The sequence below is a fragment of the Streptomyces sp. NPDC057877 genome (assembly GCF_042796855.1).
Taxonomy (GTDB): domain Bacteria; phylum Actinomycetota; class Actinomycetes; order Streptomycetales; family Streptomycetaceae; genus Streptomyces.
In genome coordinates, this window is sequence record NZ_JBHVMS010000012.1 from 113,398 (window position 1) to 137,202 (window position 23,805).

Annotated in this window: 24 protein-coding genes and 1 pseudogene; 10 read left to right on the forward strand and 15 right to left on the reverse strand. The window is 72.2% G+C overall.

Annotated features, from left to right (window positions below; genetic code table 11):
* Positions 1-9 precede the first annotated feature (9 nt).
* Positions 10-2,331, forward strand: a complete 2,322-nt coding sequence (locus ACFVQG_RS32210; protein WP_383390228.1) for a SpoIIE family protein phosphatase — start codon at positions 10-12, stop codon at positions 2,329-2,331.
* Positions 2,332-2,339: 8 nt separating this feature from the next.
* Here the strand turns inward: ACFVQG_RS32210 and ACFVQG_RS32215 are convergent, their stop codons facing one another.
* Complete coding sequence (locus ACFVQG_RS32215; protein WP_383390231.1) at positions 2,340-2,681, reverse strand: MarR family transcriptional regulator; 342 nt, start codon at positions 2,679-2,681, stop codon at positions 2,340-2,342.
* 128 nt (positions 2,682-2,809) lie between these two features.
* Here ACFVQG_RS32215 and ACFVQG_RS32220 point away from each other — a divergent pair, with 128 nt between their 5' ends.
* On the forward strand, positions 2,810-3,466 hold the full coding sequence (locus ACFVQG_RS32220) for an ANTAR domain-containing protein (protein ID WP_383390233.1): 657 nt from the start codon (positions 2,810-2,812) through the stop codon (positions 3,464-3,466).
* Positions 3,467-3,470: 4 nt separating this feature from the next.
* Here the strand turns inward: ACFVQG_RS32220 and ACFVQG_RS32225 are convergent, their stop codons facing one another.
* A complete protein-coding gene (locus ACFVQG_RS32225) occupies positions 3,471-4,298 on the reverse strand; it encodes a hypothetical protein (RefSeq protein ID WP_383390236.1) in 828 nt (275 codons plus the stop codon).
* Positions 4,299-4,610: 312 nt separating this feature from the next.
* Here ACFVQG_RS32225 and ACFVQG_RS32230 point away from each other — a divergent pair, with 312 nt between their 5' ends.
* The gene (locus tag ACFVQG_RS32230; RefSeq protein WP_383390239.1) at positions 4,611-5,030 is read left to right on the forward strand and encodes a Zn-ribbon domain-containing OB-fold protein; all 420 of its coding nucleotides are present in this window, start codon (positions 4,611-4,613) and stop codon (positions 5,028-5,030) included.
* Between the two features lie 7 nt (positions 5,031-5,037).
* On the opposite strand, the gene ACFVQG_RS32235 is transcribed toward ACFVQG_RS32230, so the two are convergent.
* The gene (locus tag ACFVQG_RS32235) at positions 5,038-5,427 is read right to left on the reverse strand and encodes a PPOX class F420-dependent oxidoreductase (RefSeq protein ID WP_383390241.1); all 390 of its coding nucleotides are present in this window, start codon (positions 5,425-5,427) and stop codon (positions 5,038-5,040) included.
* A 117-nt stretch (positions 5,428-5,544) separates the two neighbouring features.
* On the opposite strand from ACFVQG_RS32235, the gene ACFVQG_RS32240 reads away from it, so the two are divergent.
* Both ACFVQG_RS32240 and ACFVQG_RS32245 read left to right on the forward strand, forming a co-directional pair.
* A complete protein-coding gene (locus ACFVQG_RS32240; RefSeq protein ID WP_383390244.1) occupies positions 5,545-6,375 on the forward strand; it encodes an SAM-dependent methyltransferase in 831 nt (276 codons plus the stop codon).
* 114 nt (positions 6,376-6,489) lie between these two features.
* Complete coding sequence (locus ACFVQG_RS32245) at positions 6,490-7,878, forward strand: S1 family peptidase (protein WP_383390246.1); 1,389 nt, start codon at positions 6,490-6,492, stop codon at positions 7,876-7,878.
* 30 nt (positions 7,879-7,908) lie between these two features.
* Here the strand turns inward: ACFVQG_RS32245 and ACFVQG_RS32250 are convergent, their stop codons facing one another.
* The 5 genes from ACFVQG_RS32250 to ACFVQG_RS32270 form a co-directional block, all read right to left on the reverse strand.
* On the reverse strand, positions 7,909-8,094 hold the full coding sequence (locus ACFVQG_RS32250; RefSeq protein WP_210919516.1) for a hypothetical protein: 186 nt from the start codon (positions 8,092-8,094) through the stop codon (positions 7,909-7,911).
* A gap of 68 nt (positions 8,095-8,162) precedes the next feature.
* Positions 8,163-8,591: a L,D-transpeptidase gene (locus ACFVQG_RS32255; RefSeq protein ID WP_383390250.1), complete on the reverse strand. Its 429-nt coding sequence runs from the start codon at positions 8,589-8,591 to the stop codon at positions 8,163-8,165.
* A 447-nt stretch (positions 8,592-9,038) separates the two neighbouring features.
* Positions 9,039-9,953: an SDR family oxidoreductase gene (locus ACFVQG_RS32260; RefSeq protein ID WP_383390252.1), complete on the reverse strand. Its 915-nt coding sequence runs from the start codon at positions 9,951-9,953 to the stop codon at positions 9,039-9,041.
* Between the two features lie 110 nt (positions 9,954-10,063).
* Complete coding sequence (locus ACFVQG_RS32265) at positions 10,064-10,693, reverse strand: MBL fold metallo-hydrolase (RefSeq protein ID WP_383390254.1); 630 nt, start codon at positions 10,691-10,693, stop codon at positions 10,064-10,066.
* On the reverse strand, positions 10,693-11,781 hold the full coding sequence (locus ACFVQG_RS32270; RefSeq protein ID WP_383390256.1) for an S-(hydroxymethyl)mycothiol dehydrogenase: 1,089 nt from the start codon (positions 11,779-11,781) through the stop codon (positions 10,693-10,695). The genes ACFVQG_RS32265 and ACFVQG_RS32270 overlap by 1 nt, the downstream gene beginning before the upstream one ends.
* Before the next feature lie 148 nt (positions 11,782-11,929).
* Here ACFVQG_RS32270 and ACFVQG_RS32275 point away from each other — a divergent pair, with 148 nt between their 5' ends.
* Positions 11,930-13,684 carry an ABC transporter ATP-binding protein gene (locus ACFVQG_RS32275; RefSeq protein WP_383390257.1) on the forward strand — a complete coding sequence of 585 codons (1,755 nt, stop codon included), beginning with the start codon at positions 11,930-11,932 and terminating at the stop codon, positions 13,682-13,684.
* Positions 13,685-13,708: 24 nt separating this feature from the next.
* Here ACFVQG_RS32275 and ACFVQG_RS32280 read toward each other — a convergent pair whose 3' ends face one another.
* On the reverse strand, positions 13,709-13,993 hold the full coding sequence (locus ACFVQG_RS32280) for a hypothetical protein (RefSeq protein ID WP_383390259.1): 285 nt from the start codon (positions 13,991-13,993) through the stop codon (positions 13,709-13,711).
* 170 nt (positions 13,994-14,163) lie between these two features.
* Here ACFVQG_RS32280 and ACFVQG_RS32285 point away from each other — a divergent pair, with 170 nt between their 5' ends.
* Complete coding sequence (locus ACFVQG_RS32285) at positions 14,164-14,529, forward strand: nuclear transport factor 2 family protein (protein ID WP_383390261.1); 366 nt, start codon at positions 14,164-14,166, stop codon at positions 14,527-14,529.
* Between the two features lie 36 nt (positions 14,530-14,565).
* Here the strand turns inward: ACFVQG_RS32285 and ACFVQG_RS32290 are convergent, their stop codons facing one another.
* A complete protein-coding gene (locus ACFVQG_RS32290; RefSeq protein ID WP_383390264.1) occupies positions 14,566-15,231 on the reverse strand; it encodes a TetR/AcrR family transcriptional regulator in 666 nt (221 codons plus the stop codon).
* A 170-nt stretch (positions 15,232-15,401) separates the two neighbouring features.
* Between ACFVQG_RS32290 and ACFVQG_RS32295 the strand changes: the two genes are divergently transcribed.
* Positions 15,402-16,649, forward strand: coding sequence for a YncE family protein (locus ACFVQG_RS32295; protein ID WP_383390267.1), 1,248 nt, complete (start codon positions 15,402-15,404; stop codon positions 16,647-16,649).
* A 348-nt stretch (positions 16,650-16,997) separates the two neighbouring features.
* On the opposite strand, the pseudogene ACFVQG_RS32300 reads toward ACFVQG_RS32295, so the two are convergent.
* Positions 16,998-17,090, reverse strand: a pseudogene (locus ACFVQG_RS32300) (DUF2267 domain-containing protein); the annotation flags it as partial.
* 216 nt (positions 17,091-17,306) lie between these two features.
* On the opposite strand from ACFVQG_RS32300, the gene ACFVQG_RS32305 reads away from it, so the two are divergent.
* Together ACFVQG_RS32305 and rfbC are read left to right on the forward strand one after the other, a co-directional pair.
* Positions 17,307-19,250, forward strand: coding sequence for a glycosyltransferase family 2 protein (locus ACFVQG_RS32305; RefSeq protein WP_383390269.1), 1,944 nt, complete (start codon positions 17,307-17,309; stop codon positions 19,248-19,250).
* 4 nt (positions 19,251-19,254) lie between these two features.
* Entirely contained in the window at positions 19,255-19,848 is a 594-nt protein-coding gene (rfbC, locus tag ACFVQG_RS32310) for a dTDP-4-dehydrorhamnose 3,5-epimerase (RefSeq protein WP_383390272.1), read from the forward strand.
* 8 nt (positions 19,849-19,856) lie between these two features.
* Here the strand turns inward: rfbC and ACFVQG_RS32315 are convergent, their stop codons facing one another.
* The 4 genes from ACFVQG_RS32315 to ACFVQG_RS32330 all read right to left on the reverse strand — a co-directional run bounded on the left by ACFVQG_RS32315 (position 19,857) and on the right by ACFVQG_RS32330 (position 23,708).
* Positions 19,857-20,660 carry a class I SAM-dependent methyltransferase gene (locus ACFVQG_RS32315; protein WP_383390273.1) on the reverse strand — a complete coding sequence of 268 codons (804 nt, stop codon included), beginning with the start codon at positions 20,658-20,660 and terminating at the stop codon, positions 19,857-19,859.
* Positions 20,657-21,541, reverse strand: a complete 885-nt coding sequence (rfbD, locus tag ACFVQG_RS32320) for a dTDP-4-dehydrorhamnose reductase (RefSeq protein ID WP_383390276.1) — start codon at positions 21,539-21,541, stop codon at positions 20,657-20,659. The genes ACFVQG_RS32315 and rfbD overlap by 4 nt, the downstream gene beginning before the upstream one ends.
* Positions 21,538-22,506: a dTDP-glucose 4,6-dehydratase gene (gene rfbB / locus ACFVQG_RS32325; RefSeq protein ID WP_383390279.1), complete on the reverse strand. Its 969-nt coding sequence runs from the start codon at positions 22,504-22,506 to the stop codon at positions 21,538-21,540. The genes rfbD and rfbB overlap by 4 nt, the downstream gene beginning before the upstream one ends.
* Positions 22,507-22,640: 134 nt before the next feature.
* Positions 22,641-23,708, reverse strand: a complete 1,068-nt coding sequence (locus tag ACFVQG_RS32330; RefSeq protein WP_383390282.1) for a glucose-1-phosphate thymidylyltransferase — start codon at positions 23,706-23,708, stop codon at positions 22,641-22,643.
* Positions 23,709-23,805: the final 97 nt, after the last annotated feature.

Consider the following 23,805-nt stretch of genomic DNA (forward strand, 5'->3'; position numbering starts at 1 on the left):
GCCACCTCGATGTGCCATGCTCAACGCGTGACCAGCGATCCGGCCGTCCCCCCGGAGCGCGGCGTCACGGCCGAGGGTGCCGGGACGTCGGCGGTCCTGGAGCGTGCCACGGGCGCGGTCATGGCGCTCACGGGCTGTTCGGCGGACGCCGCCTTCGAGGAGCTGACACAGCGCGCGAAGGCCGGGAACCGCACGCTGATCGAGGAGTGCTGGATCACGCTCGGCGGCCTGCTGGAGCGGGCGCCACGGATCGCCCCCGCCCCCGTGCGCCCCTCGCTCGGCACCGTCTCCCCGGACGCCCCCACGACACAGGACCGCTCCGGGGTGCTCGCCCGCCTCGGCGAGGGGCTCGTTCACGTCCGCACCACGCAGGACCTGGCCGGATGCCTGCTGGAGCACCTCGGGCCGCCGGTGGGCGCCGACGCCGTCATGATCTACGCCCGGCTGCCCGCCGGCGGCCTCGAACTCGCCGGGCGCGCCGGAATCGACGACACGCTGGCCGCGCAGTGGCGGCGGCTGCCCCCGCTGAGCGGGTTCCCCGCGCTGGACGCGCTGCGCTCGGGTGAGCCGCGCTGGCTGGAGGGCACCGGCGCGGACCAGGAGCGGTATCTGCCGATCGGCGGCCACCCGGGTCGCTGGCGTGCGAGCGCCTGGCTGCCCGTGCGGGCCGGGGACACCGCGGAGGTGTCCGTAGGGCTGCTGCGTGAGCACGGCGGACCGTTCACCCCCGGCGTCCGGGAGCTGCTCGGGGCCGTCGTCCCGCTGTGCGCCGGGCGCCTGCGCACCCTCTCCCGGGACACGGCCGACGCCGCCCTGGACGCCGTAGCGGCGGTGATCGGGGCGCTGCCGGGCGCGGTGGCGCTGCTGCGTCCGCTCCGCGCGGCGGCGGGTGGGCCCGAGGACCACCGCGTCGTCGCGGCCACCCCGGAGGCGGCCGACCTGCTGGGCCTGGCCGGACGCCCGCTCATCGGGCTGCGGCTCGGGGAGTGCTGGCCCGACGCGGACGACACGCTCCGGTCGGGGCTGCGGCGCGCCCTGGACACCGGGGAGCCGTACGAGGCCGGGCCGTTCGCGCTGCCGCCCGGTGCCGCGGCACCGGCCGCCCACAGCGTGCGCGCCGAGCGGCTGGGCGACGGGCTGGTCGTCAGCTGGTCCCGGTCCGCCCCGACGGACCAGCAGGAACAGCGGCTGGCGGACATGCAGCGGCTGGGCAACCTCGGCTGGGCGAGCTGGAACCTGGTCACCGACGAGGCGCTCTGGTCGGACCAGGTGCACACCGCCCTGGCCCTCGACCCCGCCGACGGCCCGCTCCCGCTCACCGCCCTCCCGGCCCTGGCCGTGCCCGAGGACCGCCCGGTCTTCACCGGCGCCGTCCGGGCCCTGCTGCGCGACGGGCGCCCGCTGGACGTGCCGTTCCGCATCCGCACGGCCGGGACCGTACGGCATCTGCGGGCCGTCGCCGAGACGGTGCAGGACGCCCAGGGCACGCCCGTGGAGGTGCACGGCTTCGTGCAGGACCTGACCGCCCAGCGCAGCGCGGAGCTGGCGCTGGTGGAGAGCGAGCGGGCGGTCCTGGTGCAGCACGGCGCCCTCCAGGCCGAGCGGGCGCTCGCGGGGCGCCTCCAGCACGCGTTGCTGCCGCTGCCGCGCCGACAGCCGCTGCGGCTGGCCGGGCTGCGGGTGGAAGTGGCCTACCTGCCCGCGCAGTCGGGGCTGCACGTCGGCGGCGACTGGTTCAGCGCCATCGAACTGCCCGACGGCAGCGCGCTGTTCGTGGTCGGCGACGTCGCCGGGCACGGCGTCGACGCCGTCGCCACCATGGCCCAGCTCCGCTTCACCGCCAAGGGCATGGTGAGCACGGGCTCGTCACCGACCGGCGCGCTCAGCCGCCTCAACACCCTGCTGCTGCACTCCCACGACCCCCATGGCACGGCGACCATGGTGCTGGCCCGCTACCACCCCGAGGAGCGGCGCCTGGCGTGGGCGCAGGCGGGCCACCCGCCGCCGCTGCTGAAGCGGGGCGGCGAGGTGCGCTACCTCGACCGGCCCGCCGGGATGCTGCTCGGGGCGACGGCCACGCCCCACTACGAGGAGGCCGAGTGCCGCCTCGAACCGGGCGACCGGCTGCTGCTGTACACCGACGGTCTGGTGGAGCGGCCCGGCGAGATCATCGACAGCGGGCTTGAGCGGCTCGCCCGAGCCGCCACGGCCCGCCATCTGGAGGCGCCGGGGTCGCTGAGTCCCCTGCTGTCGGCGGTGCTGGAGGGCGAGGACGAACGGCGGGACGATGTCTGCGTGCTCGACATCAGAGTGCCGCTCGGCCCCCGGTAACCCGGCGGTCAACCCTCGCCGGTGCGGCCCGCGGTCTCCCGCACCCGGTGCGCCTCGTCCTGGACGAGAAGCGCCAGCAGCGAGGCCACGCTCAGTCCGGACTCGGCCGGATGGCGCAGCACCTTCCCTGGCTCGATCCGGTACGTGTTCCCGCGGCCCTCCCTGGTGTGCGACAGGTATCCGTCCTGCTCCAGATCGGCGATGATCTTCTGCACGGCCCGCTCGGTGAGCCGGCAGTACGCGGCGATGTCCCGGATGCGGGCATTGCGATCATCGGCGATGGCGGCCAGCACGCGGGCATGATTGGTGAGAAACGTCCATCCTGTATGCGGCTCAGGCACTCCACCCATGGGCACAGCATACGACCGGCCATTCCCGCATACAAAAGCCCGAAATTCGTTTCCGGTATCTCTTGACGTGTTCTCCTCGCTGGGGTGAGCCTGTAGGCGTACGGCCGGAACACAAGGGAGAGGCGGCCATGCCGGAGTCCGCGCATTCCGCGTTGCCCCCGTCAGTGGACACCACGCCCACGGCAGTGGTCCCGTTGGTCGATGCCCGCCCGGAGGGCACCCGCACCCTCGTGACCCTCCAGGGTGAACTCGGCCTTCCGGTGGACGACCAGGTGCAGAAGGCCCTGCGGGAGGCCCTGACCGACTCCGCCGAGGGCGTCGACCTGGATCTCACGGGCGTTGAGTTCTGCGACTGCTCCACCCTCAACACCCTGCTCACCCTGCGCGAACAGGCCCTGGCCCAGGGGAAGACGGTCACCGTCCGGTCCACCGGGCCCGCCGCGGGGCGGCTGCTCGCCCTGACCGGCACGCTCGCGATGTTCACCCCGACACCGGCGGGCGGCGACGGCGACCGCAGCCTCGGGGTGGAGGTCGTCCAGCTGCGCCGGGCCATGCAGACCCGGCCGGTCATCGACCTGGCCCGCGGGGTCCTGATGGCCTCCTTCGGACTGAGCCCGGAACAGGCCTGGGAGGTGCTGGTGACGGCCTCCCAGCACACCAACACCAAGCTGCACCGCCTGGCCGACGACCTGGTGACCGCCGTCCAGGGCGACCCCCTGCCGGACGCGGTGCAGCGTCAGGTGGCCGCCGCGGTGGCCCGGGTGACGGCACCGGACGACGCCTGAGCCGTCACCCGGCGAGCAGGCGCCGCAGCGAGGTCTTGAACGCCGCGACGAAGGCGTCCCGCCGGTCCTCCGGCAGGGCGTCCAGGGACAGATACGGGTTCAGGTCCTCCAGCTCGACGAGCAGGAGTTCCCCGCCCGGGGCGCGGCAGGCGTCGACGCGCTGGATGCCGTGCTCGATGCCGTTCCAGTCGACGAAGCGGCGGGCGAACTCCAGGTCCTCGACGGTGGGTTCGTACGGCTCCAGCTGCCAGCGCCGGTCGGGGCGCGGGGCGTACAGGGCGTACCGGAAGTCGTGGTCGACGAAGTAGAACGAGACCTCGTAGGCGAAGTCGATGTGCGGCTGGACCAGTACGGTCCCGTCGACCAGGCCGGACAGCCCGTCCCCGGGCACGATCCGCAGGCCTATGGAGTCGGCGCCGAGCCTGGGCTTGACCACGTACCGCTCGGCCTCCGGCAGCCGGTGCAGGTCCGCCGCGCTGTCGACGGTGGGGATGACGGGGAACCCGGCGGTGGTGAGATCGACCAGGTACCGCTTGCCGCTCATGTCGGCGCGGCCGGTGAGCGGGTTGTAGACCCGCGCCCCGGTGCGCAGCGCGTGCGCGCGGAAGGCCTCGTACGCCTCCTGGTACGCGAGCACCGGCCCGCTGTTGCGGACCACCACGGCGTCGAAGGCGTCCATCAGCGCGAGAGCGTCCAGCGGATGGCACAGGGCCACGTCGAAGTCCTCGCGGAGCCGGGCGGTGAGGTGGATGTCCTCGTCGCAGTAGCGGCGCCCGCGCGCCTGGTACGCCAGGTCGGTCACGTACAGGATGCGGGGGCGGGTGGACGGCATGGCGGCTCTCCCAGGGGCGCGGAACGGTGCCGAAAGGTTAAGCGGTGCACGGCCGGGACCTGCTCTTACCCCTGGTTCGGCACGGAGTGCCAGCACAGAGTCATCCCCGGAGCACCTCGATCCCAAGTGGCTCCGGGCCCCTCCCCCGGCAACGCGCGACTGAGGCCCGAATTTCCGGTACCGAGTCCCTTTACGGCTGGCACTGAGTGCCATACGCTGTCGCCGTGCACGGTGGCACGGCGACCGGGCACGTCCGTGCACGGGTGAGCCGCGCACGTGGGATTTCCGGCCGAGCGCAGGGAGTTGACCAGCGTGTACCACCACTCAGGACACCACTCGGGACGTCAGCAGGGCACCGGTACCGCCACGGGCGTCCTCGACCACGCCACCCCGGACAAGGAGACCCTGGTCTACCAGCGCTGCACCTGGTGCGGCACGGCCATGTACCACCGGCTGCTGTGCCCGGTCTGCCAGGGCAGCGACCTGCGCACGGAGCGCAGCGAGGGCACCGGCACGGTCCGCCACTCGACGGTGGTGCACCGCAACACCCCCGCCGCGCGCAACATCTCCCTGATCGAGATGGCCGAGGGCTTCGTGGTGCGCGGCCGGGTCATGGGCCCGCCCGTCGGCATCCACAGCGGCGACCGGGTGCGGCTGTCCACCGCCAAGGACCCGGTGCGCGGCGAGCCGGTGTTCCAGCTTCTCGACGAGCCGTACCGGCCCTGGAGCTGACCCGGCCTCAGGGGTTCGGGGTGACCCGGATGCCGACGGTCCCGGACGCGCCCCGGCGCAGTCGGCTGCCGAGGAGCGTGAGGCGGCCGACGACGCCGTACTTGCGGGCGATGAGCTTGCGGTAGCGGGCGCTCGTGGCGGCGTCGCAGATCTCGGCGGTGGCCGGGTACTCCGGGCCCCGGGGGTTGCCGCGCAGATCGCAGGCGGCGACCCGGACGTCCGCGCGGCGCCGGATCCGCTTCACCTTCCAGGAGTCGGCGACCGTCCACACACCGAGCGCCTCCTCCCCGTCGCGGACCACCCAGACCGGGGTGGGCACGCCCGTGCCGTCCTTGCGGTGGCTGATCAGCAGCAGGTACCTGCCGTCGCCGAGCTGCTTCAGCAGCGTCTCGTCCATTCCCGGAGTGTAGGGCGGTCCAGGACGAAAACACCGGACCGGCGGCAAAGATCAACTCAGGCGTCTAGATTGCTCCTTGACACTGCACACGGCACCAGGCATTCCAGGAGCTGACCCGTGACCGAGAACCCGTCTGCGACGGACGGCGTCGCCGAGACGCTGCGTGAGCGCATCAACACCTCCCAGCCGCACACGGCGCGGATCTGGAACTACTGGCTCGGCGGCAAGGACAACTACGAGGTCGACCGCGCGGCCGGTGACCAGATCCGCCAGCTCCACCCGGGCATCGGCGAGTACGCCCGCGCGGACCGGCTGTTCCTCGGGCGGGCCGTGCGCCATCTGGTGAGCGAGGCCGGAATCCGCCAGTTCCTGGACATCGGCACCGGCCTGCCGACCGCCGACAACACCCACGAGGTGGCGCAGCGCATAGCCCCGGAGTCACGGATCGTCTACGTCGACAACGACCCGCTGGTCCTCGCGCACGCCCGCGCCCTGCTGACCAGCACCCCCGAGGGCCGTACCGACTACCTCGACGAGGACCTGCGCAACGTCGACGCGATCCTCGGCCACGCGGCGAAGACCCTGGACCTCAGCCAGCCCGTGGCACTGGTGCTGCTCGGCGTGGTCATCTTCCTGCGGGACGACGAGGACCCGTACGGCGTGGTGCGGCGGCTGATGGACGCGCTGCCCGCGGGCAGCCATCTGGTGCTGTCGCACACCATCACCAGCCCCTCGATGCCGGACGTCGACGAGGCGGTGCGGTTCTGGAACGAGCACGGCACCCCGAAGCTGACCCAGCGCACGCCCGAGGCCGTGACCCGGTTCTTCGACGGCTACGAACTCCTGGAGCCGGGCGTGGTGTCCTGCTCGCGCTGGCGTCCGGAGTCCGCCGCGGGGCCGGAGCCGGAGGAGGTCGCCATGTTCGGCGGCGTGGCGCTCAAGAGGTGAACTGAGCAAGGACGTTGAACGCCCCCGGGTCCCGGCACGTATGGACAGGGGGCGCTCGACAACCCGGGTGCCCCGCGGTGCTGACGCCGCGTGTTCGGGGTTCGGGAGCCATGCATGAGGCACGCACGACGACGGATCGTCCGGCGGGTGACACGGCTGGCGGCCGTCGGTGGACTTCTCCTGGGCACGGTGATGGTCACCCGGGCCGTCGCCAGCGAGCCTCCAGGGGTGCCCGCGGAGCCACGCGCCGCGACGGGTGCGGCGGTCGCGCCCGGCGCGGAACTCCTGGACCGCCTCGGCACCACCCGTACGGCGGGCAGCTGGATCGGCGACGACGGGCGGCCGGTCGTCGCGGTCACCGACCGGCAGGCGGCCGCCGAGGTGCGCGCCGCGGGCGCGGCGGCGAAGGTCGTACCGCACAGCATGCGCGAGCTGAAGTCGGCCACGGCCGCGCTGCGTTCGGCGCCCCGGGTACCGGGCACGGCGTGGGCGGTGGACTACCGCTCCAACGAAGTGGTCGTCCGCGGTGACACCACCGTCTCCGGCGCCGACTGGTCGCGGCTGACCGACCTCGCCGAGAGCCTCGGCGGCTCCGTGCGGATGGAGCGCACCGAGGGCACCTTCACCACCCGGCTGAACGGGGCGCAGCAGATCCTGTCGACGGCCGGGCGCTGCTCGGCGGGGTTCAACGTGACCGACGGGCGCCGTGACTTCATCCTCACCGCCGGGCACTGCGGGCCGGGCGGCTCGGTCTGGTTCGCCGACAGCCAGGGCAGGCAGCAGGTGGGCCGCACGGTCGACCGGAGCTTCCCCGGTGACGACTACTCCCTCATCCAGTACGGCGACGGCCGCGCGGGCGACGGCGCCGAGGTGGTCGCCGTGGGCGACGGGCGCGGCGTGCGGATCACCGGCCTGGGTGATCCCGCGGTCGGTCAGCGGGTGTTCCGCAGCGGCAGTACGACGGGGCTGCGGGACGGCCGGGTGACCGCGCTGGACGCGACGGTGAACTACCCGGAGGGCACGGTCAGCGGGCTCATCGAGACGGACGTGTGCGCGGAACCCGGGGACAGCGGGGGCCCGTTGTTCTCGGAGGGGATCGCGCTCGGGGTGACCTCGGGCGGCAGCGGTGACTGCACGGCGGGCGGTACGACGTTCTTCCAGCCGGTGACCAGGGCGCTCACCGATCTGGACCTGCGGCTGATCGTGGCGGCGCCGCGGGGCGCGGGCGGCCAGGAGGAGGGGGCGGGGGCGTCACCGGAGCCGTCCGCGTCGGCGACGCAGAGCGCGGTGGCACCCGGCGCCGCCTCGCCCGGGTCGTCGGCGCCGGTGGGCGGGGACGTCAGGGCGACGGCGGTGCTGTCGCGGCTGTCGGATCCCCGCAACGTCGGGCCGGGGCTGCTGATCGTGGCGGGGAGTCTGGTCGCGCTGGTGGCGACCCGGTGGATCCGGGCTGAGCAGGATCGCAGGTCCTATCAGCGCCATTACTCGGCGACTTGGGGATGACCCACCCGCCGCCGAGTACGACCGGAGGGATCAGGCGGCCCGCGCGGACTGCGGGGCCGCGGCGGCCCACTCCATCACGAGGCGCTGGTACTCCGCGCGCTGCTCGGTGTTGAGTGTCCCGCCCGACCGGCGCCACAGGGCCCTGATCTCCTCGTTGACCTCCGCGGCCGATCGCTCGGAGAGGGGTTCAACAGTGGTGGACATGCCGTGAAGCATACGAGTCCTGACGTGAAGGCGCTGTGAGTAATCAGGAGCGAACCCGGCAATTCGGACCGTGTTGCTGGTCACGTGCCCGGCTTGCGGCCGTACACGAACACGTCGTCGCCCTTCTTCAGGAGCGACCAGTACTTCTTGGCGGTGGTCGTGGTCATGTTGACGCAGCCGTGCGAGCCCGGCGGGTTCCACATGCTGAGGTTCGCCGAGTGGAAGGCCTGGCCGCCGTCGAAGAACTGGCTGTAGGGCATGGGCACGTCGTAGATGGTGGAGACGTGGTCGATGTTCCGCCAGTAGATCTTCTTCAGGCCGGTGCGGGTCTCGTACCCGTTGCGGCCGGTGCGCACCGGCACGGGTCCGTACACGAGCTTCTTGCCGTCCTGGATCCAGCTCAGCTGGAGGGTGAGGTTCACACAGGCGATCCGGCCCTTGTTCACCGGGCACTTACCGGCCTTGTTGGGGTTGGTGCCGACGGCCTTCTGCTTGAGCATGAGGTCCATCACACCCCAGGTGATGGGCCCGGCGTAGCCGACGTTCGGCTGGATGCCGTGCTTGGTCTGGAAGGCCTTGATCGCCTTGCAGTCGGCGGGTGACTGCCTGCCGTCGACCGGCCGTCCGAGGAACTTCTCGACCTGCTTCTGGTACGGCCCGGTCTGGGTCGTACAGCTCGCGGCCTGCGCCGGACCGGCGCCCGCGACAAGTGTGACCGGTGCCACCAACGCGGTGACTCCGAGAACGACGGCTCCCCGTCTGCGCATGTCCCCCATGGCTGGCCTCGCCTTTCACGCGGAGTGCTCCGCTGGTCGCTGCGGTGTCTGCTTGCTAGACCGACATGGGGGGCCGGTGGTTGCACGGCGGGGCTGAGGAAATGCGTCGATTGCGTCACAGGCCGGGTTTTCCGCCCGTGTGGTGTCCCGGGCCACAGGGACCGCCGAGCATCGCGTGTGTCAGCGGTAGCCGGTGGTGTCCGCGGGCCTGCCCGGGTCCTGGACCTCGACGAGATAGCGCCAGGCGTCGGGGCGGCTGCCGTCGAGGTCGGTGAAGCCGTACTCCTGGGCGAGGCCGCCGCTGGAGAGGGAGCCGCCGTTGAAGCGGGCCACGTCCGGGTCGGCGGCGAGGGCGGCGACGGCGCGGCCGACGTAGCGCGGGGTCTCGGAGATGGCGAAGTGGGGGACCTTGTCGAGGGCGTCACGCCAGTTGTCCTCGCCCACCCCGTAGGCCTCCAGCATCATCTCCGAGCGCAGCCAGCCCGGGGTGAGGGCCACGGCGGTGGCGCCGCGCGGGCCGAGTTCATGGCCGAGGGCGAAGGCCATCCGCAGGACGGACGCCTTGGCGAGGTCGTAGAAGAAGTTCACGCGGTAGGTGTCGCGGTTGTACTCGGCGGTGCCGTCGGTCATCTCGACCACCAGGCCGCCGGGGTGGCGCAGCAGCAGCGGCAGGGCGCGGTGGCTGGTGACGGCGTGGGTCTCCACGGCGAGGCGGAGCAGGCGCAGGCCGTTGTCGAGGTCGTGCTCCCAGACCGGGGTGTCCCACTGAAAGAGCTTCTCGCCGCCCCAGATGTCGTTGACGAGGACGTCGAGCCGACCCTGCTCGCCGTCGATGCGGTCCACCAGGGCGCGTACGGCCGCCGGGTCGAGGTGGTCGGTGGGTACGGCGATCCCCCGGCCGCCCGCGGCGGTGACCAGGTCGGCGGTGTCGTCGATGGTCTCGGGGCGGTCGTACTCCGAGCGGTGGCCGCGGGTGGTGCGTCCGGTGACGTAGACGGTGGCCCCGGCCGCGCCGAGTTCCACGGCGATACCGCGCCCGGCTCCCCGGCTCGCCCCCGCGACCAGTGCGACCCTGCCCGTCAGCGTTCCTGCCATGTGTCCGGCCTCCCGTGTCGTGGACTGTTCTCCGCTACGAGGGTGACGGGGAAGCCGGACATCTGCTGTCGTCTTTTTCGCCCGGGTCGGGCGAGGTCGGATCGAGGCCGTCAGTGGCCCCGGTCGATCCACTCCTGGAGGTGCGGGGCCTCTTCCCCGATGGTGGTGGCGTCGCCGTGGCCGGTGAGGACCTTGGTGTCCGGCGGCAGGGTGAGCAGCCGGTCGCGGATCGAGTCGATGATCGTCGGGAAGTGCGACCAGGACCGTCCGGTGGCGCCGGGGCCGCCCTGGAAGAGGGTGTCCCCGGTGAAGACCGCCCCGAGCCCGGGGTCGTACAGGCAGACCGCGCCGGGCGCGTGGCCGGGGGTGTGCACCACCGTGAGGTCGGCACCGGCGGCCTCGATCACCTGGCCGTCGACCAGCCAGGCGTCGGGCTCGCGGTCCGGGTGGGTCTGCTTCCACAGCGGCAGGTCGTCGTGGTGCAGCCAGATCACGGCGCCGGTGCGCTCGGCGAGGGCCGGGGCGGCGTTGACGTGGTCGTTGTGGGCGTGGGTGCAGACGATCGCGGTCAGCCTGCGGTCGCCGACGGCCGCCGCGATGGCGTCGGCGTCATGGGCGGCGTCGATGACGACGCACTCGGTGTCGTCGCCGACGATCCAGACGTTGTTGTCGACGTCCCAGGTACCGCCGTCGAGGCTGAACTGCCCGGAGGTGACGAGGCGTTCGACGCGGGCGGCCATCACAGCACCACCACCGAGCGCAGCACGTCACCGGCGTGCATCCGCTCGAAGGCCTTCTCCACCTCGTCGAGCTGGATCGTCTCGGTGACGAAGGCGCCGAGGTCGAGGCGGCCCTGCTGGTGCAGGTCGATGAGCATGGGGAAGTCACGGGAGGGCAGACAGTCGCCGTACCAGCTCGACTTCAGCGCGCCGCCGCGGCCGAAGACGTCCAGCAGCGGCAGTTCGAGTTTCATCTCCGGCGTGGGCACGCCGACCAGGACGACCGTGCCCGCCAGGTCACGGGCGTAGAAGGCCTGTCGGTACGTCTCCGGGCGGCCGACCGCCTCGATGACGACGTCCGCGCCGAAGCCGCCGGTCAGGTCCCGGACCGCCTCGACGGGGTCGGTCTGCGCGGAGTTGACGGTGTGGGTCGCGCCCATCGAGCGGGCCAGCTCCAGCTTGCGGTCGTCGATGTCCACGGCGATGATCTTCGCCGCTCCGGCCAGCCGCGCGCCCGCGATCGCCGCGTCACCGACACCACCGCAGCCGATCACGGCGACCGAGTCACCGCGGGTGACACCGCCGGTGTTGATCGCGGCGCCGATCCCGGCCATCACACCGCAGCCCAGCAGTCCGGCGACGGCCGGGGAGACGGCGGGGTCGACCTTGGTGCACTGGCCCGCCGCGACCAGCGTCTTGTCGGCGAACGCGCCGATGCCCAGGGCCGGGGACAGCTCCTGGCCGGTGGCGGCGAGGGTCATCTTCTGCCCGGCGTTGTGGGTGTCGAAGCAGTACCAGGGGCGGCCCCGCAGACAGGCCCGGCACCGGCCGCACACCGCCCGCCAGTTCAGGATCACGAAGTCACCGGGGGCCACGTCGGTCACACCCTCGCCGACGGACTCCACCACCCCGGCCGCCTCGTGGCCGAGCAGGAAGGGGAACTCGTCGTTGATGCCGCCCTGCTTGTAGTGCAGATCGGTGTGGCAGACCCCGCAGGCCCGCACCTGGACGACGGCCTCTCCGGGCCCCGGGTCCGGTACCACGATCGTCTCGATCCGGACCGGCTCGTCCTTGCCCGGTGCGATCACACCACGTACTTCCTGCGCCATGGCGCTGACCCCTTCCTCTGCTGCGTCCGTCGTCTCCGACCGTACGCGTGACTGATCAGTAACGTCAGCTCCCCGGGCGGCCGGGAGATTCGTTGTCAGTGGCCCCGCGTAGGGTGAACATCTCTCGCCCGACCGGTGAAGGAGCCCCGTGAGCATCGCCCCGACGGAACCCGCCCCGCCCCCTTGGCGGCTGCTGCTCGGCTATGTCGCGCCGCACCGCTGGTCGCTGCTCGTGGGCGCGCTGCTGTCGCTGGTCACCGGCGCCACGGGGCTGCTGCTGCCGCTGGTGGCACGGGAGTTGATCGACGACCTGTCCCATGACCGGACCATCACCGGCGCGCTGCTGCTGATGTCGGCGCTGGTCGTGGCCAACGCGTCGGTGGGCGCGCTGGGTTCGTTCGTGCTGCGGCGCACCGCCGAGTCGGTGGTGCTCGGCGCGCGGCGCGCCCTGTCGTCGTATCTGCTGCGGCTGCGGATAGCCGCCGTGGACCGCAGTGAGCCGGGCGATCTGATGGCCCGGATCACCTCCGACACCACCCTGCTGCGCGAGGTCACCACGGACTCCCTGGTGGGCCTCGGCACCGGCGGGCTGACCCTCGTGGCGACCGTGGTGATGATGGGCCTGGTGGACCCGGTGCTGCTCGCGGTGACGCTGGCGGTGGTGCTGGGCGCGGGGACCGTGCTCGGGGTGATCGTGCCGAGGATCAACCGGGCCAGCAAGCAGGCGCAGGACGCCATCGGGGTGATGGGCGCCTCGCTGGAGCGGGTGCTGGGCGCGCTGCGCACGGTGAAGGCGTCCGGCGCCGAGCACCGCGAGGAGCGCACCCTGCACGCGGCGGCCGAGGAGTCCTGGCGGCAGAGCGTGCGCGCCGCCAAGTGGTCGGCGGCGGCGGGCAACACGGCCGGTCTGGCGATGCAGAGCGCCTTCATCACGGTGCTCGCGGTGGGCGGGGCGCGGGTGGCGACCGACGCGATCGACATCGGCACCCTGGTGGCGTTCCTGCTGTACGTCTTCTATCTGATGGCGCCGATCCAGCAGGTGGTGGGCGCGATCACGCAGTACCAGACGGGTAAGGCCGCGCTCACCCGGATCCAGGAGGCGCTGCGGCTGCCCGCCGAGGAGCGCGCCCCGGCGGCCCCGCTCCCCGTCGACGCGACGGAACCGGCCGCGGTCGCCTTCCACGACGTCCGCTTCCGCTACGCCGACGATCTGCCGTACGTCCACCACGGGGTCAGCTTCGCCGTGCCACCGCGCGGCATGACCGCGTTCGTGGGGCCCTCGGGCGCGGGCAAGACCACCGTGTTCTCGCTGATCGAGCGGTTCTACGACCCCGAGTCCGGGGTGATCACGGTGGACGGCCGGGATGTCGCGGAGTGGGAGCTGCCGCGGCTGCGGTCCGCGATCGGCTATGTGGAGCAGGACGCGCCGGTGCTGTCCGGTTCGCTGCGGGACAATCTCCTGCTGGGCAATCCGGACACCGACGACGCCGCCCTGGCCCGGGTGCTGAAGACGACCCGCCTGGACGGGCTGGTGGCGCGGCTGCCGGGCGGTCTGGACACGCTCGTCGGGCATCGTGGCACCCGGCTGTCCGGTGGGGAGCGGCAGCGGGTCGCGATAGCCCGCGCGCTGCTGCGCCGCCCCCGGCTGCTGCTCCTGGACGAGGCGACCTCGCAGCTGGACGCGGTGAACGAGGCGGCGCTGCGCGACACGGTCGCCGATGTGGCGCGGGCGACGACGGTGCTGGTGGTCGCCCACCGGCTGTCCACGGTCACGATGGCGGACCGGATCGTGGTCATGGACGCGGGCCGGGTCCGGGCGGTGGGCACCCACCGCGAGCTGGTGGCCGCCGACCCGCTGTACGCGGAGCTGGCGGCCACGCAGTTCCTGGCCACGGCGGACTGAGCCGTCCGGCGCCGCGGGGTGGTGCTACTTGATGCCGTGGACCAGCCCGACGACGGGAGCGATCGGGGCGGCGACCTGCTCCAGTTCCTTGAGGCGCCTGAACTGGGCCACCTGCTGGGAGGGCAGCGGCAGGGCCTCCCGGTAGCGCAGGGGCATGTCCTTGACCTGGAGCGAGTCGACGATGGCCAGCGGGCTGATCTTGTCGGTGCCCTTGGACTCCGCCTCGGCGGCGCTCGCCGTGGGGGCGGCGAGGCCTGCGACACCGGCGGCGAGACCAACGGCAGCGACGATACGACGTGTTGAGATCATGCTTCCAGCAACGGCACCGGACCCGGCCCGGACACGGGGCCCCGGCGCCGGTCACCCATGAGGCGCAGCGGGCGGCCTGCGTTTGCCGGGCGGCGGGAGGCGGAGGACGCTCGTAGTGAGGCCCTTCGCGGCCCGCGCGGATCGGGCCGCGGCTCTTGGAGGAGGTCACCATGGGCACTGCGGCAGGCACCGGCTTCGACACCGAGACACTGCGCCGGGGCATCGAGGAACAGAACGCGTCCACCCTGCTGTCGCTGTACGCGGACGACGCGGAAGTGCGCGTCATCGACCGCAACACCCAGCCCAGCCACCCCAAGGTGATGCACGGCCGGGACGAGATCAGCACCTTCCTCGACGACGTCTACAGCCGGGACATGACCCACAAGCTGGACACCTGTGTGGTCCAGGGCGACCGGCTCGCGTTCAGCGAGTCCTGCCAGTATCCGGACGGCGTCCGGGTGCTCGCCGAGTCCATGGTCTCGCTGCGCGGCGGCAAGATCACCGAGCAGACGCTGATCCAGGCCTGGGACGAGTAGCCCGGCCCCGCACGGACCCGCCCCCGGGTCCGCCCCTCACGGACCAGCCCCCGGGTCCCAGCCCGCCGGGCGCAGGATGCACAGCAGCTGGCGGACCAGTTCGTCGACGGCCTCTTCCAGGGTGGCCTCGACCCATCCGGCGTTCCAGTCGTGCAGCAGTCCGTTGACGCTGCCGATGAAGGCCGTCGCCGCGAGGCGGTAGTCACGGGGGGCCGCCTCGCCCCGGGCGACGGCCGCGGTCGCCTCGGCGCACAGCAGGTCGACCCAGCGGGCGCGGCGGGCCAGCCGCTGTTCCTCCAGGCGGGGGCTGACGCCGACGATCTCGACGAAGGTGATGCGGATGCGGCGCGGATCGGCGGTGACGTTGGCGGCGTAGGCGCGGAAGATCGCGGCGGCCCGGTCGGCGAGCGGCAGCCCGCCCGCGTCCGCGAGGGCCGCCACGACCGCCTGCTCCGCCCAGTCGTTGACCTGGAGGTGCAGGGCGGCGAGGACGTCCTCGAGGGTGCGGAACTCCTCGTAGAACTGGCGGGTGGACAGGCCCGCGGCCTCGCTGAGGGCGGCGACGGTGGTGGCGCGGTAGCCGGGAGTATCGCCGAACAGCCGCAGTGCCGCGTCGAGGAACCGGCCGCGGCGCTCTGCCTTGCGCTCCTCGGCCGATCTGCCGCCGTAACGGCCGGTCGGCGCCTTGAGCCTGCCCGCCACGTGATCCACCCCGTTCCCCCGCCGTACCGGTCCCCGGTCCTGATCTCCAATTTTGTCGTGTACGCGGTCTTGTGGTGAAGGCCAACTCTCCTTACTTTTCAGTAAGTTCACTCTGAACGTGACCGTGTTCAGATTTCCCTTCCGGCTTCCCTCCCGAGGAGAGAGCACCCATGCCTGCCATCAGACCCAGGCACCTTTGCTCCGTGGCCGCCGCCCTCGCCCTGACCCTGACCACCGCCGCGACCACCGCCAGCGCCGACCCCGGCCCCGCCGCCCTGCGCGAGGTGCTGTTCGTCGGCAACAACTGGGACGGCACCGCCGACGTGCTGAAGTCCACCGGGGACTTCGCGAAGATCGGCCGGATCAACGTCGTACCCGACAAGGCACAGCGCATGGCCGAGATCAACGCCGACCCGATCCGGTGGATCTACTTCATGGCGATCCGCAACAGCGTCGGCGAGGGCCATGACCAGTTCGTCGACGACATGTACGCCACCCCGGACGGCCGCTCGATGGTCGTCTCCCGGCCGAGCTTCGCCGACGTGGTCTCCCTCGACCTCGCCAGCGGGAACATCAACTGGCGCTTCCCGGTGTCCGGTTACCGCGCCGACCACATGGCGGTCTCCCCCGACGGCACCCGGGTCGCGGTGTCCGCCTCGACCTCCAACACCGTGCACGTGCTGAACATCGACACGGGAGCGCAGGTCGGCAGCTTCGCCACCGGTGACAAGCCGCACGAGAACGTCTTCACCCGTGACGGCCGCATCTGGAACATGTCCATCGGCGAGGTGAACACCGACCTCGACGCGCCCTGGCTGGACTGGACGAAGGGCGACCGCCGCATCACGGTCGTCGACGCACGGACGTTCCAGCAGGTCAAGGTGGTCGACATGCGCTCGCGACTGGACGCGATCGGCCTGAAGGACTACTCGGACGCGGTACGGCCCGCGGCCTTCAGCCCTGATGAGTCCAAGCTCTACTTCCAGGTGTCGTTCTTCAACGGCTTCTTCGAGTACGACGTCGCCACCGACCGCATCACCCGCACCAAGACCCTGCCGAAGACCCCGGCGACCGGGGACGACCGCACCACCTTCGTCAACGACTCACGCCACCACGGCATCTCGATGAAGCCGGACGGCAGCAAGCTGTGCGTGGCGGGCACCATGGACGACTACGCCACCGTCGTGGACCGCGCGACGCTGCGGGAGGGCCCGCTCGTGCCCGCGGCCAAGCCCTACTGGGCCACCGTCAGCGGTGACGGCAGGTCCTGTGTGGTCTCCGAGAGCGGCGCCGACCAGGTCACCGCGATCGACTTCGCCACCGGCCAGAAGACCGTCTCCGTCCCCGTCGGCGACCATCCGCAGCGGGTCCGGCTGGCCCGCGTGCCCGCCGACTGGACCGGTCCCTCGTCGAGTTGACCGGTCCCGCGCCCCGGTCGCCCGACCGCACGGCCCGCGCCCGGCGTGGGCCGTGCCGTCATGTGTGGCCCTTGCGGCCGGAGAAGACGACCGACTCCAGCTGGTGGTCCAGGGCCGGGCGGATCTGACCGCTCGGGGAGCCGCCGGTGGCCTCGTCGACGGCCTGCACCACACGGCGCGCCGCGTGGATCGCCTTGGGGCAACTGGTCCCGGCCCGCTCCGCGATCCGGCGGAAGAACGTCTCCTGGCTCGTGCGCTCGCCGGTGAAGGGCTCTCCGGGCTGGTGGGCGACCCCCGCGGATGCTCGCCGATCTCGTGCGGGAGCCGCGCCGAGGCCTTCTCGGCCACGGTCGACGGCACCCGCTCCCCCAGCGTCTCCAGGCTCGCCCTGGTCGCCCGCCCGGCGGCGCCGCGGCTGTCCAGCCGGGCCCTGGCCCGCACCTGGCCCGCACCCGGCCGATGAACGGGTCATGCCGCATGACTCACTCCCACGGCGCCTATGTGCCATTTGCCGGATCTACCGGGCGCCCGGGGCCGAGGGGAGCGAAACGGAGATCGACGCGGATCCGCCGCGAGGGACCCGGCAGGGTTAGCATCGGGCCACGCGCATCATGCCCGCAGGTGAACGGCAAGCAACTCCAGGGGGCCCAGTAGCTCATGCCGGTCAAGGTCAGTGTGGTCGTCCCGGTCTACAACCCGGGTCGGTACATCGAGGAGTGCATCGCGTCGCTGCTGAGGCAGTCGCTCCCACCCGACGCATACGAGGTGATCTTCGTCGACGACGGGTCCACCGACGAGACCCCCGCCCGGCTGGACGCGCTCGCCGCCGAAGACCCCCGGGTCAAGGTCATCCACCAGGAGAACTCCGGCTGGTCGGGCAAGCCCCGCAACGTCGGCATCGCCGCCGCCCGCGGCGAGTACGTGATGTTCGTCGACAACGACGACCACCTCGGCGACCAGGCCCTTGAGCGGATGTACGACTACGGCGTCGCCCACGGCGCGGACGTGGTCGTCGGCAAGATGGCGGGCAAGGGCCGCGGCGTCCCGGTGGAGCTGTTCCGGGAGAACCGGCCCCGGGCCTCCGTGCGGAACGCGCCGCTGATCGACAGCCTCACCCCGCACAAGATGGTCCGCCGCGCCTTCCTCGACCGCACCGGCCTGCGCTTCCCGGAGGGCAGACGGCGCCTGGAGGACCATGTCTTCGTCACCGAGGCGTACTTGCGCGCCGAGAACGTCTCGGTGCTCAGCGACTACGTCTGCTACTTCCACACCCGCCGCGACGACGGCTCCAACGCGGGCTTCCAACGGTTCGACCCGGCCGGGTACTTCGGCAATCTGCGCGAGGCCCTCGACATCGTCGAGCGGTACACCGAGCCCGGTGAGCTGCGCGACCGGCTGCTGCGCCGCTGGCTGCGCAACGAGATGGTGGAGCGGCTGCGCGGGCGCCGACTGCTGGCGGCGCCGGAGGACTTCCGCCGCGAGCTGTTCGAGGAGATCCACAAGGTCGTCACCGAGCGCTTCGGGCCCGGTGTCGCGGCCGGACTCCAGCCCGTCCAGCGGATCGTCGCCGCGCTGGCCGCCGCCGGACGGTACGACGACGTGGTGGCGTTCGCCGAGTGGGAGGCCGCGGTCGGGCTGACGGTCACCACCGACGACGTCGAGTGGGACGACGGGGTCCTGCGCGTCCGGCTCAGCGCCGAGTTCGCGCTCGACGGGCAGCCCATGACCTACCCCGCCGACGCCGGGCAGCCCTCGTTCGACGCGCCGCCCCGCGATGTCGCCGAGGCGGTGGACCGGCTGGGCGCGGACAACGTCGCCCGGTTCGGCAAGGCGACCTTCGATCTGGTGCTGCGCGAACGCTCCAGCTCCGCCCCGCACTTCCAGCCGACCCGGGTCACCCATGAGACGGTCCCGGTCGGCGACGGCTCCCGGGTCCGCCTGGTGCTGCGGGCGACGGCCACGGTGGACCCCGGCCGGGCGGTGGGCGGGGGGCCGCTGGACGCCGGGGCCTGGGACGCCGTCGGCCGGGTCAGGCTCGGCGGCTGGACGAAGGAGGGCAGACCCGGCTCGGGGCCCGGGCTGCGGATGCCGTACGCCGGTGTCGTCGCCGGACGCGTGGTGCTGCCCTACCTCACCGATCCGCACGGCAACCTGTCGCTGGACGTGGACCGGCTGCGGGGGCGGCTGGGGCTCGCCCCGGTCGGGGCGGGTGACGTGCGTGTCACGGGCGGGCGGCTGCGGGCGCGGCTGCCGCTGTACGCGCCCGGCGCCGCCAAGGTGCGGCTGCGGCTGACCGCGAGCGGGGACCGGGCGGTCACCGTCCCCGGCACGCTGTCCCCCGTGGACTCGGGGCCGGGCGCGGTACTGGAGGCCGTACTGCCGACGGGTCAGCTGGCGGGCGGCGGGGTCCTGCGGGTCGGTCTCGGGCCGGATCCGCTCGCCGCCGAGCCGGAGTTCGTGCCGCTGCCGCTGCCCCTGCAAGCGGGGCCGGGCGGGGCACGCGTGCGGGTGGTGCGCACCCGGCCCACGGCCGCGCGGCGGCTGGCGCGGCGGGCACGGCGGGCGCTGGGCAAGGCGACGGCCTGGATCAAGGGGAGGTGACGCGGTGCGAGCGCTGGACATCGAGGGGGCCTGGGTCCTGGAGCCCAAGGCCTTCCCGGACGAGCGGGGCAGTTTCCACGAGTGGTACCGGGGTGCGGAGTTCCGCGAGGCGACCGGCTACGACCTGGATCTCGCGCAGGCCAACTGCTCGGTCTCACGGCGGGGCGTGGTGCGCGGGGTGCACTTCGCCGATGTGCCGCCCGGGCAGGCCAAGTACGTCACCTGTGTGCGCGGTGCCGTCCTGGACGTGGTGATCGATCTGCGCGTGGGCTCCCCGGACTTCGGGCGGTGGCAGGCGGTACGGCTCGACGACGACACCCGGCACGCCGTGTTCCTCGCGGAGGGCCTCGGGCACGCCTTCATGGCCCTCAGCGACGACGCGACGGTGGTGTACCTGTGCTCCACCGGGTACGCGCCGGAGCGTGAGCACGGGGTGCACGCGCTCGACCCGGACCTGGGCATCGAGTGGCCCGAGGGCATCGCCCCGGTGCTGTCGCCGAAGGACGCGGCGGCGCCGTCCCTGGCCGAGGCCCGGCGGACCGGGCTCCTGCCGTCGTACGACGCCTGCCGCGCCCACTACGAGCGGCTGCGCGGGTAGGGACGGGCTCAGGGGCTGGGGGCCAGCCGCTGCACGGCGGCGCGCAGCGGCTCCCAGCCCCGGGAGCGGCGCAGGCCGCGGTTGCGGGCCCGGATCAGCGGACGCCAGAAGTCGGCGCCGACGAACTCCTCGGGGCGGACGGCGCGGACGCGTTCGAGGACCGCCTCCGGCACCTTCTGCGGGTCGGGCACCTCGTACTCGGCCATGATCTCGTCGTACTTGTCCTTCAGCACGGTGTTGTGCGGATCGGCGCCGAACACCACGAGCTGGCCGGTGGGCTGGGTGTCGACGAGGACGGTCGCGAGGTCGGGGCGGTAGCGGGCGAGAATCTCGATGATCTTGTAGACATCGCCGGTCCAGGCACCGGTGTGGCGGTCGCGGGCCGCCTCGTCGACGTTGCGCGGCAGCATGTCGTCGAAGACGATGACGCTGGACCAGTCCGAGTGCCGCTCGATGTTGATGAAGTCGCGCAGCGCGTACTCGAACAGGTGCATGCCGTCGATGAACGACAGGTCGAGGGTGGTGCGCCGCCAGTGGCCCAGCGGGTGCCTGCCGCGGGCGATGTTGCGCACCGGGTGACGGCCCCCCTTGAGGTGGGACAGCGGATCGGCCCGGGCGAAGAAGTCGTCGCTGGTGGCCTTCACCAGATGGACGTCGCAGTGGATCTCCGAGGTCACCTTGAACGCGGGGTCGATCGCGATGCTGGGCACCCGGGACAGCCGCAGGCTGCGGCCGTCGTTGACCCCGATCTCCAGGTAGTTGCGGTTCGCGACGGCCTTGTGCAGTTCCCGGAGGAACTCATGACGTTTCACTTGGTCACTCCTTGGTGCTCCTTGCGGATCAGGGGCAGCGCCTCGTGCAGCGCGGCCCGCCAGGCGCGCGGCTCGGGCAGACCCACCGCCGCCCAGCGGCCGTGGGCGAGAACGCTGTACGCGGGACGCGGCGCGGGCCGCGGGTAGGCCGCACTGCTGGTGGGGCGCACCCGGCCGGGGTCGGCGCCGAGGCCGCGGAAGACCTCGCGGGCCAGGTCGTACCAGGTGGCCTCGCCGGAGGCGGTGGCGTGGAAGACGCCGTGGGCGTCCGGGCCGACGCGGGGGCCGAGGTCGGCGAGGAGCGCCGCGACGTCCGCGCTCCAGGTGGGCTGGCCGCGCTGGTCGTCGACGACGTCGACGGTGTCGCGGCTGGCCTCGAGACCGATCATCGTGCGCACGAAGCTGCGGCCGTGGACGCCGTACAGCCAGGCCGTGCGCACCACCGCGCTGTGCTCCGGGAGTTCGGCGCGGGCCGCCTGTTCACCGGCCAGTTTGGTGCGGCCGTAGGCGGTGCGCGGGGCGGGCGGGTGGTCCTCCGGGTAGGGCGTGGTGCGGGCGTCGCCGTCGAAGACGTAGTCGGTGGAGACGTGCAGCAGCCGGGCCCCGGTCGCCGCGCAGGCGCGGGCCAGGAGCCTGGGGCCCTCGGCGTTGACCCGGGCGGCGCGGGCCTCGTCGGTCTCGGCGTCGTCGACGGCCGTGTACGCCGCGCAGTTGACGACGATGTCCGGCTGGTGCTCGGTGAAGGCCCGCTCGACGGAGTCGGGTTCGGTGATGTCCAGCGCGGCCCGGCCCAGTCCGGTCACGTCCGCGCCGCGCCGCAGAAGGGCGTCGACGGTGTCCCGGCCGAGCATCCCGCCCGCCCCGGTGACCAGCCACCTCATACGCGCTCCCGCTTCAGCGGCTGCCACCAGTCGCGGTGCTCCCGGTACCAGGTGACGGTCTCGGCGAGGCCGGTGGTGAAGTCGTGGCGGGGGCGGTAGCCCAGTTCGGTGCGGGCCTTGGTCCAGTCGACGGAGTAGCGCAGGTCGTGTCCCTTGCGGTCGGGGACGTACCGGACGCGGTCCCAGTCGGCGCCGCAGGCCTCCAGCAGCAGGCCGGTGAGGTCACGGTTGCTCAGTTCGGTGCCGCCGCCGATGTTGTAGACCTCGCCGGGGCGGCCGTTCGTCCGCACCAGCTCGATGCCGTGGACGTGGTCCTCGACGTGCAGCCAGTCGCGGACGTTGAGTCCCTCGCCGTACAGCGGGACGGCCAGTCCGTCGAGGAGGTTGGTGATGAACAGCGGGATGACCTTCTCCGGGAACTGGCGCGGCCCGTAGTTGTTGGAGCAGCGGGTGACGCGGACGTCCAGGCCGTGGGTGCGGTGGTGGGCGAGGGCGAGCAGGTCGGAGGAGGCCTTGGAGGCGGAGTACGGGGAGCTGGGCTGGAGCGGGTGCGTCTCGGGCCAGGAGCCGGTGTCGATGGAGCCGTAGACCTCGTCGGTGGAGATGTGCACGAAGGGGCCGACGCCGTGTCTGAGGGCCGCGTCCAGCAGGGTCTGGGTGCCCAGGACGTTGGTGCGGACGAAGTCGGCGGCGGAGTCGATGGAACGGTCCACGTGCGACTCGGCGGCGAAGTGCACGACCTGGTCGGCCTCCGCCATCAGCTTGTCGACCAGGGCGGCGTCGCAGATGTCGCCGTGCACGAAGTCCAGCCGGGGGTGGCTGGCGGGCAGGTTGTCGCGGGAGCCCGCGTAGGTGAGCAGGTCGAGGACGGTGATCCGGGGCGCGTCGGGACTGTCGTCGGCGAGCAGCGTACGGACGTAGGCGGAGCCGATGAACCCGGCGGCGCCGGTGACGAGGAGGTTCATGTGTCGATCTGCACCTTGGTCATCTGTGGGTCTGCACCTGGGTCATATGTGGATCTGCACCTTGGTCATATGGGGGTCCGCACCTGGGTCATACGCGGGTCCGCACCTGGGTCGTACGGGGGTCTGCGCTCGGGTCATGTATGGATCTGCACCCTGCTGTGGTCGCCGAGGACGAGTCGGTGGGCGCTGGGCACGCTGGGCGCGGTGGTGACCTGGGCGTGCCTGCCGATGAGGGAGTTCTCGATGCGGCCGACCCCGTCGATGGAGGAGTCGCGGAGCACGATGGAGAACTCCAACTCGCTGTCCTTGATGCGGCAGTTCTCCGCGATGGAGGTGAACGGGCCCACGTAGGAGTCGGTGACGACGGTGCCGGAGCCGATGACGACGGGGCCGACGATGCGGGAGTTCGCCACCCGGGCGCCCGCCTCCACGACGACCCGGCCGATCGTCTCGGAGGCCTCGTCCACCTCGCCGTCGATCCGGCGCTCGACGGTTTCCAGGACCGTGCGGTTGACCTCCAGCATGTCGACGACGTTGCCGGTGTCCTTCCAGTAGCCCTTGATGATCGTGCAGCGGACGTCGGCGCCGGTGTCCAGGAGGTGCTGGAGGGCGTGGGTGATCTCCAGTTCGCCGCGCCAGGACGGGGTGATGGCGCGCACCGCCTCGTGGACGGCGGGCGTGAAGAGGTAGACGCCGACGAGGGCGAGGTCGCTCTTGGGCCGCTCGGGCTTCTCCTCCAGGCCGATCACCCTGCCGGTGGGCCCGAGTTCGGCGACGCCGAAGGCGCGCGGGTCGGAGACGCGGGTGAGCAGGATCTGCGCGTCGGGGCGGGTGGCCCGGAACTCGTCGACGAGGTCGGTGATGCCGCCGACGATGAAGTTGTCGCCGAGGTACATCACGAAGTCGTCGTCGCCGAGGTAGTCACGGGCGATCAGCACCGCGTGGGCGAGTCCCAGGGGGCGTTCCTGGGGTATGTAGGTGATCTTCAGCCCGAATCTCGATCCGTCGCCGACCGCCTCCCTGATCTCCTCGGCGGTGTCCCCGACGACGAGTCCCACGTCGGTGATACCGGCCGCCGCGATCGATTCCAGTCCGTAGAACAACACGGCCTTGTTCGCCACCGGCACGAGCTGTTTGGCCGAAGTGTGCGTGATCGGCCTCAGTCGTGTCCCGGCGCCTCCGGACAGCACGAGTGCCTTCATCTGCCTCACCTTAGCGGCGATCGCGCGAACGGACTTCGCTTTGCCTTCACTCAGCGGTCACGGCTGCTTGTCCGCCCGTTCGCCGGGTAGTCAGGTC

Coding starts and splice junctions, on each gene's coding strand:
- ACFVQG_RS32210 (WP_383390228.1), top strand. CDS start 10: ATGTGCCATGCTCAACGCGTGACCAGCGATCCGGCCGTCCCCCCGGAG.
- ACFVQG_RS32215 (WP_383390231.1), bottom strand. CDS start 2,681: ATGGGTGGAGTGCCTGAGCCGCATACAGGATGGACGTTTCTCACCAAT.
- ACFVQG_RS32220 (WP_383390233.1), top strand. CDS start 2,810: ATGCCGGAGTCCGCGCATTCCGCGTTGCCCCCGTCAGTGGACACCACG.
- ACFVQG_RS32225 (WP_383390236.1), bottom strand. CDS start 4,298: ATGCCGTCCACCCGCCCCCGCATCCTGTACGTGACCGACCTGGCGTAC.
- ACFVQG_RS32235 (WP_383390241.1), bottom strand. CDS start 5,427: ATGGACGAGACGCTGCTGAAGCAGCTCGGCGACGGCAGGTACCTGCTG.
- ACFVQG_RS32245 (WP_383390246.1), top strand. CDS start 6,490: ATGAGGCACGCACGACGACGGATCGTCCGGCGGGTGACACGGCTGGCG.
- ACFVQG_RS32250 (WP_210919516.1), bottom strand. CDS start 8,094: ATGCTTCACGGCATGTCCACCACTGTTGAACCCCTCTCCGAGCGATCG.
- ACFVQG_RS32255 (WP_383390250.1), bottom strand. CDS start 8,591: ATGGACCTCATGCTCAAGCAGAAGGCCGTCGGCACCAACCCCAACAAG.
- ACFVQG_RS32260 (WP_383390252.1), bottom strand. CDS start 9,953: ATGGCAGGAACGCTGACGGGCAGGGTCGCACTGGTCGCGGGGGCGAGC.
- ACFVQG_RS32265 (WP_383390254.1), bottom strand. CDS start 10,693: ATGGCCGCCCGCGTCGAACGCCTCGTCACCTCCGGGCAGTTCAGCCTC.
- ACFVQG_RS32270 (WP_383390256.1), bottom strand. CDS start 11,781: ATGGCGCAGGAAGTACGTGGTGTGATCGCACCGGGCAAGGACGAGCCG.
- ACFVQG_RS32280 (WP_383390259.1), bottom strand. CDS start 13,993: ATGATCTCAACACGTCGTATCGTCGCTGCCGTTGGTCTCGCCGCCGGT.
- ACFVQG_RS32285 (WP_383390261.1), top strand. CDS start 14,164: ATGGGCACTGCGGCAGGCACCGGCTTCGACACCGAGACACTGCGCCGG.
- ACFVQG_RS32295 (WP_383390267.1), top strand. CDS start 15,402: ATGCCTGCCATCAGACCCAGGCACCTTTGCTCCGTGGCCGCCGCCCTC.
- ACFVQG_RS32305 (WP_383390269.1), top strand. CDS start 17,307: ATGCCGGTCAAGGTCAGTGTGGTCGTCCCGGTCTACAACCCGGGTCGG.
- rfbD (WP_383390276.1), bottom strand. CDS start 21,541: ATGAGGTGGCTGGTCACCGGGGCGGGCGGGATGCTCGGCCGGGACACC.
- rfbB (WP_383390279.1), bottom strand. CDS start 22,506: ATGAACCTCCTCGTCACCGGCGCCGCCGGGTTCATCGGCTCCGCCTAC.
- ACFVQG_RS32330 (WP_383390282.1), bottom strand. CDS start 23,708: ATGAAGGCACTCGTGCTGTCCGGAGGCGCCGGGACACGACTGAGGCCG.